Annotated in this window: 20 protein-coding genes and 1 pseudogene; 8 read left to right on the top strand and 13 right to left on the bottom strand. The window is 41.7% G+C overall.

Annotated features, from left to right (window positions below; translation table 11 throughout):
• Nucleotides 1-54 precede the first annotated feature (54 nt).
• From KUA50_RS04500 to galE, 10 genes are all read right to left on the bottom strand, one after another.
• Complete coding sequence (locus tag KUA50_RS04500) at nucleotides 55-1,545, bottom strand: xylulokinase (protein ID WP_218456914.1); 1,491 nt, start codon at nucleotides 1,543-1,545, stop codon at nucleotides 55-57.
• A gap of 178 nt (nucleotides 1,546-1,723) precedes the next feature.
• A complete protein-coding gene (locus tag KUA50_RS04495; RefSeq protein WP_022110756.1) occupies nucleotides 1,724-2,077 on the bottom strand; it encodes a hypothetical protein in 354 nt (117 codons plus the stop codon).
• Between the two features lie 80 nt (nucleotides 2,078-2,157).
• Nucleotides 2,158-2,481: a winged helix-turn-helix domain-containing protein gene (locus tag KUA50_RS04490; RefSeq protein ID WP_218456913.1), complete on the bottom strand. Its 324-nt coding sequence runs from the start codon at nucleotides 2,479-2,481 to the stop codon at nucleotides 2,158-2,160.
• A 228-nt stretch (nucleotides 2,482-2,709) separates the two neighbouring features.
• Complete coding sequence (gene aspS, locus KUA50_RS04485; RefSeq protein WP_218456912.1) at nucleotides 2,710-4,467, bottom strand: aspartate--tRNA ligase; 1,758 nt, start codon at nucleotides 4,465-4,467, stop codon at nucleotides 2,710-2,712.
• Nucleotides 4,468-4,663: 196 nt separating this feature from the next.
• Nucleotides 4,664-5,125 carry a hypothetical protein gene (locus KUA50_RS04480; protein WP_256624253.1) on the bottom strand — a complete coding sequence of 154 codons (462 nt, stop codon included), beginning with the start codon at nucleotides 5,123-5,125 and terminating at the stop codon, nucleotides 4,664-4,666.
• A 15-nt stretch (nucleotides 5,126-5,140) separates the two neighbouring features.
• Nucleotides 5,141-5,530 carry a hypothetical protein gene (locus KUA50_RS04475; protein ID WP_218456911.1) on the bottom strand — a complete coding sequence of 130 codons (390 nt, stop codon included), beginning with the start codon at nucleotides 5,528-5,530 and terminating at the stop codon, nucleotides 5,141-5,143.
• 46 nt (nucleotides 5,531-5,576) lie between these two features.
• Nucleotides 5,577-6,125, bottom strand: a complete 549-nt coding sequence (locus KUA50_RS04470) for an RNA polymerase sigma factor (protein WP_218456910.1) — start codon at nucleotides 6,123-6,125, stop codon at nucleotides 5,577-5,579.
• The gene (locus KUA50_RS04465) at nucleotides 6,126-7,592 is read right to left on the bottom strand and encodes a L,D-transpeptidase family protein (RefSeq protein WP_318346072.1); all 1,467 of its coding nucleotides are present in this window, start codon (nucleotides 7,590-7,592) and stop codon (nucleotides 6,126-6,128) included. It abuts the gene before it with no gap.
• Between the two features lie 95 nt (nucleotides 7,593-7,687).
• Entirely contained in the window at nucleotides 7,688-7,999 is a 312-nt protein-coding gene (locus tag KUA50_RS04460) for a T9SS type A sorting domain-containing protein (RefSeq protein WP_022110748.1), read from the bottom strand.
• 104 nt (nucleotides 8,000-8,103) lie between these two features.
• On the bottom strand, nucleotides 8,104-9,141 hold the full coding sequence (gene galE / locus KUA50_RS04455) for a UDP-glucose 4-epimerase GalE (RefSeq protein WP_218456909.1): 1,038 nt from the start codon (nucleotides 9,139-9,141) through the stop codon (nucleotides 8,104-8,106).
• 298 nt (nucleotides 9,142-9,439) lie between these two features.
• On the opposite strand from galE, the gene KUA50_RS04450 reads away from it, so the two are divergent.
• The 8 genes from KUA50_RS04450 (at nucleotide 9,440) to KUA50_RS04415 (ending at nucleotide 18,283) form a co-directional block, all read left to right on the top strand.
• A complete protein-coding gene (locus KUA50_RS04450; protein ID WP_022110746.1) occupies nucleotides 9,440-10,312 on the top strand; it encodes a nucleoside phosphorylase in 873 nt (290 codons plus the stop codon).
• Nucleotides 10,313-10,404: 92 nt separating this feature from the next.
• Nucleotides 10,405-11,820: a tRNA uridine-5-carboxymethylaminomethyl(34) synthesis GTPase MnmE gene (gene mnmE / locus KUA50_RS04445; RefSeq protein WP_218456908.1), complete on the top strand. Its 1,416-nt coding sequence runs from the start codon at nucleotides 10,405-10,407 to the stop codon at nucleotides 11,818-11,820.
• A 310-nt stretch (nucleotides 11,821-12,130) separates the two neighbouring features.
• Nucleotides 12,131-13,063: a helix-turn-helix domain-containing protein gene (locus KUA50_RS04440; RefSeq protein WP_218456907.1), complete on the top strand. Its 933-nt coding sequence runs from the start codon at nucleotides 12,131-12,133 to the stop codon at nucleotides 13,061-13,063.
• Between the two features lie 124 nt (nucleotides 13,064-13,187).
• Complete coding sequence (locus KUA50_RS04435) at nucleotides 13,188-14,294, top strand: site-specific integrase (RefSeq protein WP_218456906.1); 1,107 nt, start codon at nucleotides 13,188-13,190, stop codon at nucleotides 14,292-14,294.
• Nucleotides 14,295-14,457: 163 nt separating this feature from the next.
• Nucleotides 14,458-15,252 (top strand): hypothetical protein, encoded by a 795-nt coding sequence (locus KUA50_RS04430; RefSeq protein ID WP_218456905.1) that lies wholly within the window; start codon nucleotides 14,458-14,460, stop codon nucleotides 15,250-15,252.
• Between the two features lie 99 nt (nucleotides 15,253-15,351).
• Nucleotides 15,352-15,720 carry a helix-turn-helix domain-containing protein gene (locus tag KUA50_RS04425; RefSeq protein ID WP_089542644.1) on the top strand — a complete coding sequence of 123 codons (369 nt, stop codon included), beginning with the start codon at nucleotides 15,352-15,354 and terminating at the stop codon, nucleotides 15,718-15,720.
• Between the two features lie 11 nt (nucleotides 15,721-15,731).
• On the top strand, nucleotides 15,732-17,126 hold the full coding sequence (locus KUA50_RS04420) for a YfjI family protein (RefSeq protein ID WP_218456904.1): 1,395 nt from the start codon (nucleotides 15,732-15,734) through the stop codon (nucleotides 17,124-17,126).
• Between the two features lie 86 nt (nucleotides 17,127-17,212).
• Entirely contained in the window at nucleotides 17,213-18,283 is a 1,071-nt protein-coding gene (locus tag KUA50_RS04415) for a DUF6371 domain-containing protein (RefSeq protein WP_218456903.1), read from the top strand.
• Nucleotides 18,284-18,565: 282 nt separating this feature from the next.
• Here the strand turns inward: KUA50_RS04415 and KUA50_RS04410 are convergent.
• The 3 genes and pseudogenes from KUA50_RS04410 to KUA50_RS04400 form a co-directional block, all read right to left on the bottom strand.
• Nucleotides 18,566-18,748 (bottom strand): annotated as a pseudogene (locus KUA50_RS04410) (tyrosine-type recombinase/integrase); the annotation flags it as partial.
• A 173-nt stretch (nucleotides 18,749-18,921) separates the two neighbouring features.
• Nucleotides 18,922-19,317, bottom strand: coding sequence for a DUF6734 family protein (locus tag KUA50_RS04405; RefSeq protein ID WP_218456902.1), 396 nt, complete (start codon nucleotides 19,315-19,317; stop codon nucleotides 18,922-18,924).
• 4 nt (nucleotides 19,318-19,321) lie between these two features.
• Nucleotides 19,322-21,586, bottom strand: a complete 2,265-nt coding sequence (locus KUA50_RS04400) for an outer membrane beta-barrel family protein (RefSeq protein WP_256624252.1) — start codon at nucleotides 21,584-21,586, stop codon at nucleotides 19,322-19,324.
• Nucleotides 21,587-21,847 lie beyond the last annotated feature (261 nt).

Raw genomic sequence — 21,847 nt, 5'->3', positions numbered from 1 at the left:
CCTCTTGCCCCTAAATTTTATTTTAAAAAACGTAAATTTTACTGGGAAAACCTTTTAAATCAGCGTTTTCAATTCTTTTTTCCATTCAGCGTAAGCCTCCAGATATGCAGCACGGTTACTTTCGTCCGGTTCGATAACTGCCAATTTCTTCAATGTAGAGAAAGCCTCGTCATGATCCTTGTAAATTCCAGCACCAATACCAGCACCCTTTGCAGCACCTGCACTACCGTCGGTTTCGTAGAGTTCTATGGTTGCTCCACTTACTCCAGCCAATGTATCTCTGAAGATAGGGCTCAGGAACATATTAGCCTTTCCTGCATGGATTTTCTTAATGTCCATACCCATCTCCTGCATGATTTCCATACCATAGCAGAAACTGAAAACAATGCCTTCCTGTGAAGCGCGTACAATGTGGGCACGATTGTGCTTGTTGAAGTTCAAGCCACGGATAGAACAGCCAACTTCCTGATTTTCAAGCACTCTTTCAGCTCCATTTCCGAATGGAATGATCTTGACTCCTTCACTACCGATGGCTACTTGAGAAGCCAGCTCGTTCATATCTGCGTAACTGATGTCTGGAGTGATGTTTCTGTGAACCCAAGCATTGAGAATACCGGTTCCGTTGATGCAGAGTAAGACGCCCAGACGGTCTAAGTCTGTGGTGTAGTTAGCATGAGCAAAAGTATTCACGCGACTTTTTGGGTCATAATTGACATCTCCCAATACACCATAGACCACACCAGATGTTCCAGCAGTACTTGCAATTTCACCAGGGTTGAAAACATTCAGGCTAACAGCATTGTTAGGCTGATCTCCTGCACGATATGAAATAGGAGTTCCCTCTTTGAGTCCGAGTTCATCAGCAGCTGCTTTGGATACGTAGCTCTGAACAGAGAATGTTGGAGCGATTTCTGGGAGAATATCCTCGCTGAATCCGAAATAGTCCAAGAGGAATTTAGCAGGCTTCTTGGCTTCGAAATCCCACATCATTCCTTCAGACAGACCGCTGATGGTTGTCTTCACTTCTCCGGAAAGTTTCATGGCAATATAATCTCCAGGAAGCATGATCTTGTCTATCTTATCATATATTTCAGGCTCATTTTCTTTCACCCAAGCTAATTTAGAAGCCGTGAAATTACCAGGTGAGTTAAGGAGTTTTGACAAACAGGTGTCCTCACCTATATTGTGGAAAGCATCTTCGCCATAAGGTACTGCACGCGAATCGCACCAGATAATGCTTGGTCGCAAAACCTGTTGCTGCTTGTCCACGCACACCAGTCCGTGCATCTGATAAGAAATACCGATGGCTAAAATATCTTCGCCTTTGGCGCCCGTTTCAGCCATGATTTTCTGAAGTGAGAGTTTTGCATTTTCCCACCACATATTTGGATCCTGTTCAGCCCAACCTGCTTTTACCGCCATGATAGGAGCTTCGTGTTCTGGGAAAAACGCTGAAGCAGCGATTTCACCATTGTCAACATCTGTAAGAGAAGCTTTTACAGAACTGGAACCTACGTCAAAACCTAATAAGTATCTTCTTGCCATAATTCATCAATTTATTTAAGTTATTTATTTTTTAGATAATACGAATAAAAAACTGAAACCCCTATTTTTTTCTTGAGAAACACAAGATTTTTTAAGAGTAAGAGCTGTTTTTGCATGATAAAAAGCGGTCGCAGTAACAAGGGATGATTGAAATTTAGTCAAATTGGGAATGAAGACTCTAATCAAATAGAGTCAGGGATAACTGAGAATCTGAAGAATTATTAGCTTTAGTAGATTCATCAAAATCCGTCTGCTCTTTCTGTGGAGAAAATTTCAAGATCAACTGCTCAGCCAATTTATCTTTAAAGTTGAGTTTGTAAACTCCATGACCACTTCCCTTTTCTATGATAGAAGAAGGGTTTTTCGCATTTTTGATGAGAAATTGGGAAACATAAGAATGAACGTCCTTGTAATTCAATGGTGTAAACATAGAATTACAAGAATTAAACACATGACGGGCAATCTTTTCAGTTTTGAGACCATTATCGCCTGCCAAAGTTAGAATTCTCAAAATTTCCTGATCAAAATTCATTTAACGCGAGTTTTTTTTAATGCGTACATAAAAGAAACCGCGGCATTTAGAAATGTCGCGGCAACTTGGAATCATTTTATTTATGCGAGAGCAACCTTGTTGTCCTCGTCTTTAATCTTACCCTCTTTGAGAAGCCAACCAATTCCAAGAATTGCATCTTCTGTTGAAATCTTAGCCATCTCTGCAACTTCTGTAAGAGAAAGAGCTTTATCTGCTGCTGCCAAAGCCTGGTAAACATCACCAGCTCTGAAACCAGCGTTCTCTGCATTCAAGAAGATTGTTTCCTTCTTTTCTGCTGTTGTTTTCTTGGTTGCAGTAGTTTTCTTAGCTACTGAAGCCTTCTTTGTAGCAGTAGCGGTTTTCTTAGCTGCTGCTGTTTTTGTTGTTGCTTTCTTTTCTACCATGTTTTATTGTAAATAATAGTTATATTAGGAAATTTGACACCTATTAAGGCTTTTCTTAATTTCTTAATTCCCTTTATAAAAAACTCATCGTTTTCGTTGGCAAATATACGACTTTTTATTGATTTTTTAGTGTTTTTTTGAAAGAATGTGCCTTTAAATGCAAAAAAGAGTTTCATTTTTTGATGTAAATCAAGAAATGAAACTCTTAATGTGTTATTTTTGAAGCATTTATGCCTTTAAGTCTAATTTAATTTCCAACTCGTCCAACTGCTTTGGATCCAGCTCAGAAGGAGCGTCCAGCATCACGTCACGACCCGAGTTGTTCTTAGGGAATGCAATGCAGTCACGGATACTGTCGAGACCAGCCAGGATGCTTACGAAACGGTCGAGACCGAAAGCAAGTCCTGCATGAGGTGGTGCTCCATATTTGAATGCGTTCATCAGGAAGCCAAACTGAGCCTCTGCACGCTCTGGTGTGAAGCCGAGAACCTCAAACATCTTCTCCTGAAGAGCAGTGTCGTGGATACGGAGGGAACCTCCACCCACTTCAATACCATTACATACGAAATCGTAAGCCTTGGCACGTACCTGCTCAGGATGCTCATCCAAGAGAGGAATATCATCAGGATTTGGCATAGTGAATGGATGGTGAGTAGCCATCAGGCGCTGCTCTTCATCGCTCCACTCAAACAATGGGAAGTCAATAATCCAGAGACACTTGAACACGTTCTTGTCGCGCAAGCCCAAGCGGTCGCCCATTTCCAAACGGAGAGAGCAGAGCTGAACACGAGTCTTGTTTGCGTTGTCGCCGCTGAGGATAAGAACCAGGTCGCCGTCTTTAGCGCCCATCACTTCCTTGATCTCAGCCAATACTTCTGGAGAGTAGAACTTGTCGATGCTGCTCTTCACAGTACCGTCAGCATTGTACTTGATGAAGACGAGACCCTTGGCGCCAACCTGTGGTCGCTTAACGAAGTCTGTGAGTTCATTGAGTTGCTTGCGACTATAGTCTGCACAACCAGGAACACAAATACCACCGATATATTTAGCCTCGTCAAAGACAGAGAATTCACCCTTGCCAGCAAAAGCGTCCTTCAGTTCCACGAATTCCATTCCGAAACGCAAGTCTGGTTTATCACTACCAAATCTACGCATAGCCTCGTGCCAAGTCATTTGTTCCAACTTTGGCAATTCCACGCCACGGATTTCCTTGAACAGGTGGCGAGCCATTTCCTCAAACAGATTGATGACGTCGTCCTGATCAACAAAACTCATCTCGCAGTCAATCTGAGTGAACTCAGGCTGACGGTCAGCACGCAAGTCTTCATCACGGAAGCACTTTGCAATCTGGAAGTAGCGGTCGAAACCAGCCACCATCAAGAGCTGCTTCAAAGTCTGAGGACTCTGTGGCAGAGCGTAGAATTGACCAGGGTTCATGCGTGAAGGAACCACGAAGTCGCGAGCACCCTCTGGAGTACTTCCGATAAGGATAGGAGTCTCCACCTCCATGAAATTATAATTGTCGAGGAAGTTGCGGATGAGGATGGTCATGCGGTGGCGCAATTCCAGATTCTTACGCACTGTAGGACGACGCAAGTCCAGATAGCGGTATTTCATGCGAATATCATCACCGCCATCAGTATTGTCTTCTATTGTAAAAGGAGGAGTCTGGCTCTTGGAAAGAACATTGAGTTCCTTGGCAAGGATTTCAATGTCACCAGTATCCATCTTTGGATTTTTGCTCTGACGTTCGCTTACGATACCCTTTACCTGGATACAGAATTCACGACCAAGTTTGTTGGCCGCCTCACATAAGTTCATGTCATCAGCTTCGTTGAAAACGATCTGTGTGATTCCGTATCGGTCACGCACGTCAACGAAGGTCATACCGCCCATCTTACGAGAGCGCTGAACCCAACCGGCAAGTGTTACTTCCTTGCCTGCATCAGAGAGTCTGAGCTCTCCACAAGTATTCGTTCTATACATTATCTTATTATGTAAATTGTTTCTGAACTGCAAAATTACAATATTTACTGGAAAGAACAAAAAAAAATCGCAAAAATATTCCATATAAATACTTTTGCGATTCAATTTGTGGGGTTTATCTGTTCTTTTTGCAGTTTTATCTTGCTGGAAAAAGGGATTCCTTCTTGTAAGAAAACAATTCTCGATGACAGAAGAACTATTTCATCTTTCTGAAAATCTGCCTGTGGAATTTTTCTTCGGCTTTGATGATGGATAATACCTTGTTGGCAGGTAACATCATGAGAAACTTTCCATGATATTCCTGCTGCAACTGTTTGATTTGAATATCCAGTTCATCCTGTTTTCTGATAGCCTCTTCACAAGCTTCATTGTCTTTCGGATTGATCATGCGGAGTCGGCGCATTTCATCAAAAAGCGCTCTTTGCTTCTTCATCATCTGGCGGTAAACCGGGAAGAATGAAGCTGCTTGGGATGGGGACAGACAGGCATTGACTGTGATGAACTGCTCCAGATCTGCCTCAAATTTTGCAGGATTGAATGGAGGGCGCTTTCTGTGCTGACCGTTAGCCACACCAAAAGTGCACAACATCAGAATCATGAGCACGGTTGTTCTCAAGATCTGTCCCATACTGCATTTTAAAATATTTTTCTTCATCATTGTTCTTTACTGCTTTTAAAAGTTTTCTCCCACCAGCGAAGCATAAATCGTCTGATTGTCCATCATGGTGTAATCAGCCATCTGGTCGAAAGTACCATATTCAGAGCCTGAGGTTGTATGATGAATCGGGCTGGTAACAGCTGTGTTCACCTTGTCTGAATGAGTATGATTGCTCACCCAAAGGCTGCCGGCTCCAATAACCAGTACTGCTCCAACGGCTGCAGCCACCTTTTTGATAGGCAGACGGTTCCACCATGTGGCAGGGCGCATCTCTATGACGCGGGCTTCTGATTCTGGCAACAAATCCATCATCTGATCCGTAAAAGATTCAAAATAACCTTCCGGAACAGAAAAATGATTGGCTTTACCAAACTTATCTATCAATATTTTTTCTTCTTTCTTCATACATCTTCTCTTTTTATTATATCTGACGTAACTGATTAGAAAAAGTTTAATCTTTATTCTCAAAATATTCCGTGATTTTTTTCACGGCCAGATGATACGATGCTTTCAGAGCTCCTTCACTGGTGTTCAGTATCTTACTGATTTCTGAGTATTTCATATCTTCGAAGTATTTCATCGTGAAAACGGTGCGCTGAACTTCGGGCAGTTTAGAGACGGCTTCCTGCAGTTGGGCCTGTGTTTCATCGCCATCAAAATAGTTGTCTGCCAATAGCTGGTTGGCTACTCCAGCATTTTCTATCTCGCTGGCCATTCCCTCCTGCTTTCTTTTCCTGAGAAAGTCGAGCGATTCATTGACCGCAATCCTGTAAAGCCAGGTGCTGAGGGAAGATTTGCCCTGGAAAGTTTCCAAATTTTTCCAGGCTTTTAGAAAAACATTCTGCAAAACATCATTGGCGTCTTCATGAGTGAGTACGATATGGCGAACCTTCCAATACAGTTGCTCGCTATATTGTTGCACCATGGCCGAGAACCCTTCCCTTCTGGTGGCAGGTTCCCGGAGCATGTAAACCAGTTCATTATCAGAAATACTCTTCATTTAACGGTAATTTTTTATGAGATATTGGTAAATGGCCTTGTCAAATCCATATACGTCAGGATATTCCGACCATCCTGCTGGAGTGTTTCCTTTCGTTGGATAGATGGTGTAATAAGCCAGATACAAGGGTACTGCGGGTTCCACTTTGATGGAGCGGATGATTCTCTTCTTGTCGTTCAGCGAATCAGTCGTCATGCAGTAGTTGAGATTATCCAAAAACTTCTCGCTCTTGTCCTTCAGGATGAACTTAGCCAGTTCGAAAGGCTTTTCCACTCTTACGCAGCCATGGGATACTCCCCTATTCTGCTGCTTGAAGAAATCGCGGCTGGATGTGTCGTGCAGATAGACTGAGAAGTTATTGTCAAATCTGAAGATTAGTCTGCCCAGACTGTTGCCCTTTCCGCCTCTTTGCACCACTGCGTACATCGGGTCGCGGAGCAGTCCTGCGTGTACTTGGTTCATGCTCAGTTCCTTTCCCGTCCGTCTGTCCATGACGTAAAAACCGCGGCGCTCGCAATAGGAACGGCTGAAGTAATGGATCATGTCTTTTTCGATGATGCTTCTCGGTACGATCCATACCGGATTCACATCCATGCGCTTGATGGTGCTGGTGAGCAAAGGAGTTTTGGTCTCTGTGGTTCCGCAACCGATGCGCATGGTGAGCGTATCCTTTTCATCAACGGCCATCAGATGGAAGGAAGGGATGTTCACCATGATGTATTTTTTGTGCTTCTGCGGATAGTCTTTCAGTCGCCATCTTGCCCGCTCCATGTTGCAGAACAGCTTGGCTTGCCAGTTTTTCGAGCCTTGTCCTGAGGCAAATTCCTTGGCCAGTTCACGGTAGAAAGTGCCTGCAGGTTGAATTTCGCTGAGGAAAACGGGAACGGAATCTTTCTCTATCTTGCGCAGGGCCATTTGATAAAAACCATCATCAGGCAAATCCATCTTGATGTCAAAAAGGCCTCTGTATCTTACCGGTCTGCGGATGGTGTCTGGTCTGTGCGGCTTGAGTGTGTCGAGCCTGTTGAGCAGAAAAGAAGGATTTGTGTAGCCAAATCTCTGTCCTGTAGCGTATCTCAGATAAGCCTTGGTCAGTTTGTATTCCAATCTGCCGAAGACGTGGTTGATGGGGTGCGCTTCGTCAAACCCCATCTCGCGTGTGATTTGGATGTCATTCTGGATGTCCTTTACGCAGAATCTGTTGGGTGAAAATCCCATTTCTCCTACGGTCTGAAGATATCTGAGCAGCGTGTCGGCCTGAGAGGTAAGGCCATGACGATTAATCCACAAGAAGTTGCCCTCCTGTCGATAATACTTTCTTGTGCGAATGTCTGCCGCCAGATCATCCTTGTCGTTTCTTATCAGGCTGTCTATGACATTTCTCACCTCCATCGAGCGGATAGACATACAGTCGTCTCCGAATTTCCGGTAGTCTTCAAGTGTCACATTTCTGGTAGTACAAACCACTTTTTCCTCACATGAAGAAAAGAGTTCACATGAGGAAAAGAGGAAAAGCAACAAGGACAAATTATATAAAATCCTCTTGATTTTCACATTTAATATTATCGTTTCACGCTAATTTTACGAGCTACAGAACCCACTTTCACAATGTAGCAATTGGCTGGAAGGTTCAACTCTATTCTCTTGTCGCTGCTGTCGATTCTTCCTTCATAAACCTTCTGGCCTACGATGTTATAGACAGAAACGCTGAGTCCGGCAGCCCCGGTAATATGCAGTGTGCCATTATAGTAGCTGATTCCTATCTGGTTGAAGTCGATAGCATTGACTTCAATGATGGGGTCTGCAGCAGCCTTGAAATTGCCGCCCATCAGCATAGCTGAAGCGAACAGTATATAAAGTAATTTTCTTGTCATAAGCGCTTATTATTTATGAATTCATTTAATACTGCAAAAATAACAAAAAAAGTAGAACCTGCAGTCAAACAAGTCCTACTTTTAATATTATTTAATATAATAAATTACATGATTCCGTCAGCGCGGAGCTTCTCCTGCCATTTCCATGCAGAAGCCAATACATCCTCCAACTTAGTCTCAGCCTTCCAGCCCAAAACCTTGTTGGCCTTGGTGCAGTCGCCCCAGATCTTCTCAATATCACCCTCGCGGCGAGGACCATATTTCCAGTTCAGTTTCACGCCGGTAGCCTTCTCGAAAGTCTCTACGATTTCCAGGGTAGAGTTACCGTTGCCAGTACCGATGTTGAAGTACTCGATAGGCTCAGTCTCCTTGTCCAGAACGCGAGCCATTGCAGCTACGTGAGCCTTGGCCAGATCCACTACATAGATGTAGTCGCGGATGCAGGTTCCGTCAGGAGTATCGTAGTCATTGCCGAAGATGGTGAGTTCCTTGCGAATGCCCATCGCAGTCTGAGTAACGTAAGGGATGAGGTTGTTTGGAACGCCGTTTGGCAACTCGCCGATTTCTGCAGATGGGTGTGCGCCGATTGGGTTGAAATATCTCAGCACGATGCTCTTGATATTAGCACCGCTGTGGATGTAGTCGGCGATAATCTGCTCGTTGATTTCCTTGGTGTTTCCATAAGGAGAGGTGGCCTTCTGATGAGGAGCCTCTTCGGTAACAGGAAGGTTTTCAGGCTTTGGCTGACCATAAACGGTGCAGCTGGAAGAGAAGATGATTCCCTTGACATCGTACTTAGGCATCAGTTCCAGAAGGTTGATGAGCGATACGATATTGTTGCGGTAATAGAGCAATGGCTTCTGCACGCTCTCGCCTACTGCCTTGCTGGCAGCGAAATGGATAATACCCTCGATAGCTGGATATTTCTGGAATACAGCCTCTGTGGCAGCCTTGTCACGCAAATCCACCTGCTCGAAAGCTGGGCGAATACCTGTAATCTTCTCAATGCCGTCCAATACTTCAATCTTAGAATTTGAAAGATCATCTACGATCACTACGTTATAGCCTGCCTGTTGCAACTCTACTGTAGTATGGCTTCCTATGAAACCAGTACCACCTGTCACCAATATTGTCTGTTTCATTTATTAGAGTTTTGTTTCGTTGAATAATTGATTTCTGTGGGCAAAAGTACTCTTTTTTCTTGAAACAACAAAATAAATGCGGAATTTTTTCATGTAAACCAACATTTTTCTTTTTATCACATGGATTGTGACGGATTTGAAATGATTTTGATGGATGCTTAATAATAGGAAATGTTTCAGATTTCGTCCCCTCTCTACAAAACTATAATAATTCTTAAAGAAAGAACCAAGTATCAGAATTTTTTCCTACCTTTGTATTTTAAAAATTTTAATATCATTCATTAAACACGAGAAAAATATGGCAAAGTATTTCGCAGAATCAGAATTGATTATCAATGAAGACGGCAGTTGCTTCCATCTTCATTTGCGCCCAGAACAAGTGGCTGATAAGGTTATATTAGTTGGCGACCCTGGCAGAGTGGCTCTCGTTGCCTCCCACTTTGAGGAGAAGGAATGCGAGGTCTCAAGCCGTGAGTTCCATGCCATTACAGGTACTTATAAGGGAAAACGCATCACCGTGCAGAGTACGGGTATCGGATGCGATAATATAGATATTGTGGTCAATGAGTTGGATGCTTTGAAGAACATCGACTTCAAGACCCGCACCGAGAAACCTGAGCACACCACCCTCACCCTCGTGCGCATCGGCACCTGCGGCGGTTTGCAGCCAGAGTGTCCGGAAGGCACCTTTGTGGCTTCACAGAAGAGTATCGGTTTCGACGGACTCATCAATTTCTATGCCCGCCGCAATGAGATCTGTGACCTCGAGACTGAGGCTGAATTCAAGCGCCAGGTGAAGTGGATAGACCAGATAGGAAATCCATACTGCGTAGATAATAATAAGGAGTTGCTGGAACAGATTGCAGCCGATGATATGGTGAGAGGAATTACCATTGCCTGTGGCGGATTCTATGGCCCTCAGGGCAGAGAACTCCGTGCTCCGCTCGCCGATCCGGAACTTAATGCAAAGATTGAGGCATTTGAGTATAAAGGATTGCGTGTCAACAACTTCGAGATGGAAAGCTCTGCGCTTGCTGGTCTTTCTCTGCTGCTCGGCCATAAGGCTTTAACCTGCTGCATGGTAATAGCCAACCGCCGCGCCAAGCGTGCTAATACTGGATATAAGAGCACGATCGACAATTTGATCAAGGTGGTGCTCGACAGAATTTAGTTGAAAGGCTTTTTTAAAGGTAAAAAGGTAAAAAAGTAAAAAGGTAAAAAAAGTACAAATTTAAAAGGGAAATATATAAAAAGGATAGATAAATGACAAACTCAGAAGAATGTATTTGCGCCCTTGCCACTCCAGCTGGAGGCGCCATCGGAATCATCCGACTCAGTGGTAGTGAAGCCATCCGTCTTACAGACAAGGTGTTCGTTTCTGTTAGCGGGAAGCAACTGGCTGCCGCTAAACCCAACACCCTTCACTATGGAGAAATCAAAGACAAGGATGGTCATACGATAGATGATGTCTTAGTGAGCGTGTTCAGAGCGCCCCACAGTTATACGGGCGAGGATTCCACGGAGATTTCCTGCCATGGTAGCCGATACATTCTTCAGCAAGTTCTTCAGCGCCTCATAGAGGTAGGTTGTCGCCAGGCAGAACCGGGCGAATACACCCGTCGTGCCTATATGAACGGCAAGATGGACCTCTCGCAGGCTGAGGCAGTGGCAGATCTGATAGCTTCTACCAACAAGGCGACCCATCAGATGGCGCTCAGCCAGTTGAAAGGACATTTCAGCAGTGAATTGACCGTTTTGCGCGAAAAACTCCTGAAGATGACCTCCCTGCTCGAACTGGAATTGGACTTCAGCGATCATGAGGAACTGGAGTTTGCCGACCGCAGCGAACTGCGTGCCTTGGCTGCGGAAATAGAAAAGAAGATTACCACCCTCGCCCATTCCTTTGAGACCGGAAATGCGCTGAAACAGGGCGTTCCTGTGGCCATCGTGGGCAAGACGAATGTGGGCAAGAGCACCCTGCTCAACCGCCTGCTGCATGAAGAAAAGGCCATCGTGAGCAATATCCACGGCACTACCCGAGACGTCATAGAAGATACGACCCTCATCGACGGAATCACCTTCCGCTTTATCGATACTGCTGGAATCCGCAAGACGGACGATGTGGTGGAGAACATCGGAATCGAGCGCACCTATCAGAAGATGGAAGAGGCCAAGATAGTGATCTGGCTCCTTGATGCGCAGCCTACGGAAGCGGAAATAGAGGATATGAAGGAGAAGAATCTGGGCAAGAAACTGCTGATGGTTTTCAATAAAATCGATGAGATTTCATTTGATAAGGCTGTGCTTTCATCAGATGAGAATAGCCAGACTTCATCTTCCATTTCATTGTCAGATGAGAATGTTTCTATCTTGAATATCAGTGCCCGTACTGGCGAAAACGTTTCTGATTTGGAGCAGGCTCTCGTCAGGGCAGCCGACATTCCGGAGATTACGGAGAACGATGTAATTGTGACGAGTGCCCGCCATTATGAAGCATTGCTCCGTGCCGACGAATCCCTCTCCCGTGTCTTGGAGTCAATGGACATGGGCATGAGTGGCGACATTATAGCCGAAGACCTCAAGATGGTGCTGGAAGAATTGGGAGAAATCACCGGTGGACAGATCAGTAGCCAGGAAACGCTGAATAATATCTTCAAGCACTTCTGCATCGGAAAATAAGTCGTGATAAACAACGATTAATATCGACAACAAATGATAGTTAAGGTGCTCAAAATGAGCACCTTTCTTTTTAGCCTTACTATTGGTTATAATCAATGGTAAGGCTTTTTTAGCACCTTTTTGTACCGCTCTTGTACCTCCACTTTTCAAGAGTAATAATTTGAGACTCCATTTTTGGCAAATGAGTGCAAGATTGCCAAGAGTTTTGGACAATGATGGACAATGATATAAGACTATTGAAAATAAACGGAGTAATGACAGACGACTTTTTCTACAATAAATTAAGTAAAAAAGTATAAAAAGCGTACAAATGACAGCAAGCAAAGAAAGAATTCTAAAAATTTGCGAGTATTGTGGGAAGAGCTTCTATGCATCAAAATCCACAACTCGTTATTGCTCCAAGCAATGCAACAGTTATGCCTATAAGGCAGCAAAACGTGAGGAGAAAGTAAAGATGGCTGAGACAATGAGCCACCGAAAAGCTTCCGAGAAATCCATGTCTGAAATCCTCATGAAAGAATACCTCACTATTCAAGAGGTCGCTATACTTTTGGGACTAAGCAGACAGACCATATATAATATGGTGTATAGTGGTAAGTTGCGAGCATCCAAGATTACTTCTCGTTTATCTTTAATCAGAAAGCGAGATATAGATTATCTTGTTGATAGTTTGCCATACACCACAAATAAAAGTGCTTCAAAAGAAGCAGTTCATGCAAACCGAGAGCTACCTGTTCCAGAATATTACTCTGCCAAGGAAATTGCAGAAGTCCACAACACTTACGAGACCGCCATCTATGAGATTGTCAAGAAAGTCAAGATTTCAAGAATATCCATACAAGGAAGAGTATATTGGAACAAGAAAGAGGTGGATGATTATTTTGCACACCTGTCTCCAGATCCAACCATCAGTGAATGGATGACTGTTATGGACATTCAACAGAAATATTGTATGACGAAAACAGCCGTATATAGTTTCGTTAGTCACAATGCTATTCCAAGAAAAATGGAAGGTAACAATGTTCTGTATTCCAAGCGTCATGTACAATTGGCAAAAGGTGAATCCGTAGAAGACCAACTTTATTATACAATACCGGAGGCCATGAAGTTGTATGGTTTAAGTCAGGACCAGATTTATAAGCGTATCAAGAAATACGCTATTGAAAAGGTGAAGATTGGCAAGTATATCAAGATTTCCAAGCGAGATTTAGAGAAAGCTATCGGCAAACCTAAGGTTATTTAGCGGTTATCAAAAGGTTAAGTTGTACCCCATTACATAACTCTATTATTTTGCAATCGATTTCAAAGATCTCTTAATACGGGATCATATATGAAACATAAGTATCACATTATAAAAAGTAAACATCATGGTAAATACATGTACAAGAGTTTCTCTTCGCCAAAGAGCGATTAAAAACGACCGTATTTCTCTTTATTTGGATTTCTATCCACCAGTACGCAATCCTGAGACTATGCAAATGAGTCGTAGGGAATATTTAGGTATCTATATCTATGCTCATCCAAAGAATGAGATGGAACGTGAGTTTAATACAGATATGCTCAACAAAGCAGAGGCCATCCGTTGCATCAGAACCCAATCACTCATCAATGAAGAATTTGGTTTTTTGGACAAAACACGACAGAAAGCTGATTTTTTGGCATACTTTGAGAAGATGACACATAAGAAAGATGACAAGTGGACATGTGTCTACAAGCATTTCTTCAAATTTGTTCAAGGTCATTGTACATTTGGGGATGTGACAGTGGAACTTTGCAAAAAGTTCAGAGAGTATCTTCTGAATGCAAATCAGTTGAATCGAACAAAACAAAAGGTATCTCTCAACTCTGCAGCAGGTTACTACTCTACTTTCCGTGGTCTCTTAAAAATCGCCTATCGTGACAAGTGGCTGCGTGAGAACATCAATGACTATCTGGACAAGATTGAGCCACAAGATGTAAAGAAGGAGTTTCTTACCCTCGATGAAGTAAAGCAGTTGGCAGCTACTCCTTGCGATATACCTGTACTGAAGTCTGCCTCCCTCTTTGCTTGCCTCACAGGATTGCGAATCAGCGACATCTTAAAATTGCGTTGGGAAGACTTCGAGATAGCTCCCGACCAAGGCTATTGCTTGCGTATTCGTACCCAGAAGACTCAGACCGAGGCAACCTTGCCTATCAGCAACGAGGCATACGAACTATGTGGTGAACCAAACACGGGTATCGTGTTCAAGGGATTGAAGCGCAGCATGATTAACCATCCCCTTAAAGCATGGTTGAAGAAGGCAGGAATCACCAAGCCATTTTCATTTCATTGCTTCCGGCACTCGTATGCAACCATCCAAATCGCCTTAGGCACAGATATTTACACGGTTTCGAAGATGCTTACCCATAAGAATGTAAGCACAACACAGATATATGCCGACCTTGTGAACGCAAAGAAAAGAGAGACAGCAAATAAGATTTCTCTTAAATAAATCCATTGCATTCATTTCATGGTGCCCGATATTGAAAAAATGTTCAATATCGGGCTTTTTAGTTAAAGGCTCCTAAAAGTTTTACGTGAGTCACGCGTGACTCACGTGTCAGTTTCTGCTGTTTTTCATATTTTTGCGCCACAAATGATTAATAATACGTAATATGAAACAGTTTAAAAAAGAATTTTTGACACAGCATTTATTGGTTTTGTGTGCAATGTCTATCATTGGTGCACTTGTTCGCAACGAAGCTATGCAATATGGTGTAGACACCTTTAGCTGCAATTTGACGTTCGTTATCTTAACCACCATACTGATGGTTGTTTATCTCCATGCATTAGATAGTATCGTACGATTACTTGCCCCATGGTTTAAGCATATCCTTTGTAATACTGTAAACAATACAGAAAGAAAGCGTCTGTCTTCTATAGCCATCAATGAAACAAATACATATGACGAGGGGGAAGAGCTAAACCTGGAAGATGTAACTTTCGTCTATGCAGATGAAGCCTCTTCTTGTATTACAAGCTATGAACAGTTGAGACAGGAAGCATTGGAAGACAAAGCCAAAAAGGAAAAGGTCTTGTTAAACTCAGCTATCGATTATACCAGAAGAACTTTTGCTGCCTACATGAGGGAGGAGCATTTGAACCAACTTTGTGACAACATCGCTATTTTCCAGTGTTGTGCCTCTACACACATGAGACATCATTCATTGATTGTTGACAAGGCTATTCGTACTATTGACTTAATGCATTATGCTTGGAATATAGGAAACCTTTTCAAGAAGAAAGGCATTGATACAGCAACCTTTATAAAACAAGTTTTTGCTGATGCGCTAGTTGATGTGGAAATATCCACTATTATAAGGAAGTTAAGAATGGAAGGTACCTGCATCATAGAATTACTACCAAGCTTAGATGTTCAAGGCGGAATCAAGACACATTATTGTTACTGATAAGCATTGAGCGGTTATTCAGAGGTTATATCTCAGTGATATTTATCTCCATTACATAACTCATTTACTTTGTACCCGAATAATAAAAAATGAACAGATATGATAAATGAAAGTATCACCTTTGATAAGTTACCACAAGCGGTATCTTATTTAACAGAACAAGTTATCGAGTTGAAGCAAATGGTATCAGCACTTCAACCTACATCATCAGCAAATAACCATATATTGGTTGAGATTGATGAGGCTGCTATTATTATAATGAAGTCGAAGCCAACCATTTATCGATTGGTTAACCAAGGCATTCTGCCATCCTATAAAAAAGGTAAGAAGCTATACTTCTATAAGGATGAGCTGCTTGCATGGATTGAGAATGGTCGAAAAGCTACCAAGGAGCAGAACCATTCTGAAATGCTAAAAGCCATGCAAGGTGGAATGAAGCGCAAACCCAAGTCAATGTATAATTTTTAACTCTATGCCAAATGACAGCTTTAAATAACAATAAGGAAACTTCCATCAATCCAATGATTATCATGGATAAGGCTATTGATATGAGTGCTCGCCTATCAGGAAGCCAGTTCCCCGTAAGTATCTTTCCTGCCAAGATTCAGAGAATCATCAAGGAGGTACACGAATGCCACAGTTTTCCTACCGACTATATATCAGCAGCCATACTCACTGCATTGGCTGTTGGTATCGGCAACACGCACTTGGCACAGATGAAACAAGGTTGGCTTGAAAGTCCTATCTTATACATGGCTCTTATCGGAAGACCAGGAGCCAACAAGAGCCACCCACTTAGCTTCGCTATGAAGCCATTCCTCGATTACGACTATGAGCAAAACAAGTTGTTCGAGGAGCAATACAGTAAGTTTGAGGAAAAGATGTGCATGTCTCGCAAGGAACGCATTGAAAATGGAGAGGATGGATTTCCGCAAGAACCTGTACGCAAACGTTTCTTGGTCTCTGATGTCACACCAGAAGGCTTGAGCTATATTCATGCGCAGAACAAGAGGGGTTTATGCCTATGGACAGACGAGCTATCTGCATGGTTCAAAAACTTCAACCGCTATAACAATGGTTCAGAGGAACAGTTCTGGTTATCTGTCTTTAGCGCCAAGACAACCATATCAGACAGAAGAAGTTCCAAGAGTTCCATCTTCATTAAACGCCCCTATATCTCAGTAATCGGAACCATCCAAAAGAAGATACTTAGTGAGTTGGCGAAAGGCGAACGCTCCAGCAACGGCTTCATCGATCGCATTTTGTTCGTCATGCCTAACCTTCAGCAGAAAGCGAGATGGAGTGACCGAGAGTTGCCCGATAATATAGAGCGAGATTGGCAAGCCATCATTCAACACCTTATTGATATGGAGTGTCCAATAAATGAGCAACAGGAAATCGAGCCTCATGTCTTATCATTCACTGAAGAAGCTAAGGCAAGGCTCTATGAATGGCAGCATCACTTCTCTGAGCAATGCGATAATGAAACAAATGATACCATTGTCAGCATCTATTGCAAGTTGGAGATATACATCATCCGTTTCTGTCTGATCATTCAATTGGCACGATGGACGTGTGGAGAATGTGATAAGGAAGCCATCGACCTGCTGAGTATAGAGCGAGCCATCCGATTGACAGAGTATTTCAAGAACTCTGCCATATCAGTACAAAATATCCTCAACGAGAATATGCTCACCGCTCAACAACAAGCAATCGTCAACCATCTTCCTGCAACATTCACCACGGCCCAAGCTCATGATATCGCCAAAGAGAACGACATGAAGCCAAGGACATTGGAAAGATTTCTGAATGATAACATCGGAGTCCTATTTCGCAAAGAGAAGCATGGAGAATATTCAAAGATTAACTCGTGACGGTATTGTCGGAATTGTCGCTTTTGACGGTTTTAATACCAAAAGCGACAAAACCGACAGAACCGCCACATAAAAAAAGAAATGAAATGAGTACACATAGATTCATATTAGAGCCATACAAAGGCATCACTACCCGACATACATGTCCAGAATGTCATAAGAAACGTAGCTTCGCCCGATATATTGACACAGAAGGGAAGATTGAGTTTCCTCCTTACGTAGGGCGCTGCAACCATGAGCAAAGTTGTGGTTATCACTTCACTCCCAAGGATTTTTTTGAGAAGAATCCTGAGAAGAATGAGACATTCACAAAGGATGAGACTATTTCATATAAGAAGAGAGAAATGCCAAAGCCATTACCCACTTCTTATATAGACGAGAACATCATGCGAAGTTCTCTGAAATGTTATGAGGCAAACAACTTTTTCTTGTTTCTATCTTCTCAATTCGGTGAAACAACTACTCTTTCTTTGATGGAGAAATATCATGTCGGAACTTCCAAACACTGGACTGGTGCCACGGTATTTTGGCAAGTTGACTATCAAGGTAAGGTGAGAACTGGTAAGGTAATGCTCTATAATCCTGAGACAGGTAAGCGAGTAAAAGAACCATACAGCCATGTTTCATGGGTACACTCGCTTATCCCTCAAAAGGATTTCAATCTCTGTCAATGCTTCTTTGGTGAGCATCTTATCAATGTAGCCAAGACCAAGCCTATAGCATTGGTTGAAAGTGAGAAGACAGCCTTGATAGCCTCGTACTATCTTCCTCAATTCTTATGGATAGCAAGTGGTGGTAAGAATGGTTGCTTTAACACGAAGTCACTATCTGTTCTGAAAAACAGAGATGTGATCTTATTCCCTGATTTGGGAGCGACAACAGTTTGGCAAGATAAGCTGCCAATGATGCAAGTTCTCGGCATCCGTGCAACGCTTTTCGACTTTTTAGAGCATCAAGCCTGCGAAGAGGATAAAGCTAAAGGCTTGGACATTGCTGATTATTTGCTCAAAATCAAGCCTGCAGAAGCAAAACTTCAAGCCCTCATCAAACAGAATCCTGCCATTCGGAAGTTGATAGATGTCTTCAAACTCGAAATTGTTGACGAGCCTCAACCACGTTTCCGCACTCCTAAAAGGCAACGTGGTTTCAGACTCTGAGATGATTTGAAAAATCGAGGTATCTGACGATAGCAAGTTATGTTTTGAGTTACTCAAAACCTTTCGAGTTACTCTCGAAAGCACTTGCCTATCGGTAGATACCTCTCCAAAGTCGAGTATCTGAATCAACCTATCGGTAAGTATTGATTTGCAAATATGATGATTGAGTGACTTACTGACGTACTGATTCATTGTCGTATTGATATACAGACAGAAAGTATTGTATATATGTTTATATGTATATCATTCATTTGAACAAACGTTAGAACGTTCTAACGGTAACCCCAAAAGAACACTCACAGTCTTGTAATCGCAATGACTCTCAATACAGCGAGTAGCAAAACTGTGGCGTAGCCCATGGAATTTTAATCGCGGAATATCCAACTGCTTCAATAGCTTGTTAAAATAGTTGCGATACGTTCTTGGCTCAGTCGGTTTTGTATTGTTCGTGAGGACATAGTAGTCCTTTGTAGATTCAATTATAATAGAAGAACTTGCCTATTATTGTTTTTCCAGCCATTTTTTTACACACCTTATAGCTCTGATTTGTTCGCTTTCGCTAAACTTAGAATCGTCATTCGTTTCATTTCCTCTGGCATATAGCTGATAGCATGACGGATATCACGCCACATCTTTCCTTAATAGTCAGTTGTAGTTTCTTCATTCCGGACAATGAGTTCATGATCCCTTAGGCTTTCATCAATTTTTGTCCAAATGAAAACATCGCCATCAACATGGATAAATGGTTCCTTTATAGACTGGTAGGCCTTAATTTTTGCCAATGACCACAAGTTCGGATTATAATGATTCAGGCAGTCAAGAGATTCGATTACATCCGTATATGGCAAGTGCAATTTGTTGATAAGAACATCATATCCTTGACTGTCGGTTACCAAAGTAACATCATCATAATAACGTCGTAACTGATTACAACTAATAATCCAGCTCAGATAGTTGAATATAGGTAAAAGCCATCCATAACTATCGGTCAGACTATTCTTGTTGCCGGTCCAAAAACTTTGTATAATTTTCATTTTCTTATTTCTTTATATCAGGCAAGCGATTAGTTTCATTGTTGCTGATGTTTATATCTGCCTTTTTAGCTTTTTGCTTGCCGAAATTATAAGTCAATCCCACACGGAATGAGGTGTTGTCATTGTTTATTCTGTTTCTAAAGACATAATCTTTATATTCAGTTCTGTTATTGCTCTTAGTACCACTAAAGATGTCTTGGGCTTGTATATTCAAAAGAAGTTTGTTCTTAATAATATCAATCTTGCATCCTAAGCCGACACAATCGATGTTTCCAGTGTGAAAGGATTCTTCTATTCCTGGAAGCACATGATAATAGTTCGCATAAAAGTTCAAAACTTTGTAATGGTAACTTAAATTGGCAGAAAAAGATGTATTCAGACTTCGCAAATCTTTGTCATCCAGCTCGTCAACGTAAGATTTTGCTTTAACGTAGAACATAGATACACTTGAATACAAATTGAATTTTCCAAATGAGAAATTATAACTAGCATCTGTACCAAAAGTATTAATGGTAAGACAATTCTTTGGAGAATACTTGGTGAACAAGTCATCCACTACCTGAGTCAGATTCTGTATGGCATCAGATGTGTGATAATAATACAGGTTAAAAGAGAAATTTCCTTTAAACACATAGTTAAACTCCAAATTGTCCATGACCGATGGTGTAAGTCTATCGTTACCTTCGGTGTATGTGTAGGTGTTACGAAAAACACGTGTAGGATTCATATCATTCATAGAAGGTCTGTCAATACGTTTGCTGTAGCTTAAGGCAAAGGAATGATTATCTGAAGGATTGTATGAGATTTCTGCAAATGGGAACCAGTGATCATATTTATTAGAAACGGACAGCCCTTCTAATGTTATTCCATCATCATTGGTGTGTTCATATCGTAAACCAGCTTTGGCGTAAAAAAAGCCAAACATTCGATTGACATCTGCATAGAAGGCTGTTATCGTTTCTTTATATAAAAAACCATTTCTACTTCCAAACTCAGAGACGTTATTGGTCCTGAAATGGGAATATTTTCCACCTAACTCAAAATTTAGCCAAGTAAACGGAAGGTTTAAATCTGCGCTCAGGGTATTGACGATATAGCTATAATCATTATTGCTGTTCGAGAATTTGTGTGCTGTACTCGAATCAAAATTCTGATTAATTTTGTCAATGACATGGATATAGTTGTAATTTACCGTTACTTTTTTGCCTAAGCTATCAAGTTTCCAGTCCACATAGGGGGAGATAGTCTCCAAACGGTATTTATCGTGATTCGAATCGGAATAAGAATTCGATGGACATGTGTCTGCATTGAAAGTCATCTGCCCCATTTGGTGGGCTTTACTGCGAGAATTATTTAATGTTGCAAAAAATCCCAAATTCAAATCGCCTAATTGGTAATTGCTATTTAGATTCTGACCTAGTATGTCATACCTATTTAAAGTATTGTCGGTCGTAAAGCGCATATAGTCAGGATAAGAATAAGTATTCTGTACTATTTGGCGGCGCTTTTCATTGGAATTATTTATTTTGTATTCAACAGAAAAATTGCCTGAGGAAAAAGACAGTCCAAATCCTTCTTCTGCGCTAAAGTGAGAGCGTTGTGTTAACACCGTGTGGACATTCCCATCAAACCCCACAGGCTTACTCTTTAGAATAATATTGATTACTCCGCAATTGCCTTCTGCATCAAATTCGGCAGAAGGATTGGTTACAAGTTCTGTTTTGCTTACATTTTCAGATGGTAAGGTGCGTAGGTACATATCCAAATCTTTACCATCTAAGTTAATGCGATGGCCATTAACCAAAACAACTACACCGTTTTTGCCAATAATCTTTATTTCATCACTTGTCGGATCTATACGAGGAATATTATGGAGCATATCTCGCATATTAAAACCACTGGCAAAGGGACTGTTTTGAACAAGATAAACAAGTTTGCCAGCTTTCTGGCTAAATAGTCTGCGCTGAGAGGTAATCATCACCTCATTCAGTGTGTGCTCCTTCACAGTCAACATGATATCGCCCAAATCAACATTGTTGTGTACGTCAATGGTGTCAGCTTTTAATATATCACCTAATTGTCTGTATCTGACGACAAACTTTCCTGACGGTAGAGAGAATGTAAACTTTCCTTGATTATCAGAAAAACCACTGGAGATAGTTTCTCCATCAAGATGACTTACTATTATTTCCGTGGCTTCCAACGGTAAAAAGCCTGCAGCTTTATCAAATAGTCTTCCTGTTAAATTCCATTCTTGAGCAAATGCCATATTATTCGAAATGGATAATGCTATAATAATTATAAACTTTAGTTTCATAATAATGCAATGAGTCCGCTTGAGAAAATTTTCTGCTATCCTTGCATGACTTGGTAACTATAGTTTTTAAAGCCTTAGCCATAGGAAAGAAAAACTCAAGTTTTCTCCTTTTTTAAATGTTATACATATTGCGGAGGTATACAGCCTCTTTCTTTCCATTTGCAAAAGTACTAAAAATGCAGATACGAAGAACTTTTATGTTGATATTTTAAA

It is taken from the genome of Segatella hominis, from assembly GCF_019249725.2.
GTDB lineage: Bacteria > Bacteroidota > Bacteroidia > Bacteroidales > Bacteroidaceae > Prevotella.
The sequence above is the reverse complement of the archived record's forward strand: the minus strand, read 5'-3'. Positions and strand labels throughout refer to the sequence as shown.

Excerpts from the sequence above, each read along its gene's own strand:
- KUA50_RS04500 (WP_218456914.1), bottom strand. The coding sequence starts at position 1,545 with ATGGCAAGAAGATACTTATTAGGTTTTGACGTAGGTTCCAGTTCTGTA.
- KUA50_RS04495 (WP_022110756.1), bottom strand. The coding sequence starts at position 2,077 with ATGAATTTTGATCAGGAAATTTTGAGAATTCTAACTTTGGCAGGCGAT.
- KUA50_RS04490 (WP_218456913.1), bottom strand. The coding sequence starts at position 2,481 with ATGGTAGAAAAGAAAGCAACAACAAAAACAGCAGCAGCTAAGAAAACC.
- aspS (WP_218456912.1), bottom strand. The coding sequence starts at position 4,467 with ATGTATAGAACGAATACTTGTGGAGAGCTCAGACTCTCTGATGCAGGC.
- KUA50_RS04480 (WP_256624253.1), bottom strand. The coding sequence starts at position 5,125 with ATGATGAAGAAAAATATTTTAAAATGCAGTATGGGACAGATCTTGAGA.
- KUA50_RS04475 (WP_218456911.1), bottom strand. The coding sequence starts at position 5,530 with ATGAAGAAAGAAGAAAAAATATTGATAGATAAGTTTGGTAAAGCCAAT.
- KUA50_RS04470 (WP_218456910.1), bottom strand. The coding sequence starts at position 6,125 with ATGAAGAGTATTTCTGATAATGAACTGGTTTACATGCTCCGGGAACCT.
- KUA50_RS04460 (WP_022110748.1), bottom strand. The coding sequence starts at position 7,999 with ATGACAAGAAAATTACTTTATATACTGTTCGCTTCAGCTATGCTGATG.
- galE (WP_218456909.1), bottom strand. The coding sequence starts at position 9,141 with ATGAAACAGACAATATTGGTGACAGGTGGTACTGGTTTCATAGGAAGC.
- KUA50_RS04450 (WP_022110746.1), top strand. The coding sequence starts at position 9,440 with ATGGCAAAGTATTTCGCAGAATCAGAATTGATTATCAATGAAGACGGC.
- mnmE (WP_218456908.1), top strand. The coding sequence starts at position 10,405 with ATGACAAACTCAGAAGAATGTATTTGCGCCCTTGCCACTCCAGCTGGA.
- KUA50_RS04440 (WP_218456907.1), top strand. The coding sequence starts at position 12,131 with ATGACAGCAAGCAAAGAAAGAATTCTAAAAATTTGCGAGTATTGTGGG.
- KUA50_RS04435 (WP_218456906.1), top strand. The coding sequence starts at position 13,188 with ATGGTAAATACATGTACAAGAGTTTCTCTTCGCCAAAGAGCGATTAAA.
- KUA50_RS04430 (WP_218456905.1), top strand. The coding sequence starts at position 14,458 with ATGAAACAGTTTAAAAAAGAATTTTTGACACAGCATTTATTGGTTTTG.
- KUA50_RS04425 (WP_089542644.1), top strand. The coding sequence starts at position 15,352 with ATGATAAATGAAAGTATCACCTTTGATAAGTTACCACAAGCGGTATCT.
- KUA50_RS04420 (WP_218456904.1), top strand. The coding sequence starts at position 15,732 with ATGACAGCTTTAAATAACAATAAGGAAACTTCCATCAATCCAATGATT.
- KUA50_RS04415 (WP_218456903.1), top strand. The coding sequence starts at position 17,213 with ATGAGTACACATAGATTCATATTAGAGCCATACAAAGGCATCACTACC.
- KUA50_RS04405 (WP_218456902.1), bottom strand. The coding sequence starts at position 19,317 with ATGAAAATTATACAAAGTTTTTGGACCGGCAACAAGAATAGTCTGACC.
- KUA50_RS04400 (WP_256624252.1), bottom strand. The coding sequence starts at position 21,586 with ATGGCATTTGCTCAAGAATGGAATTTAACAGGAAGACTATTTGATAAA.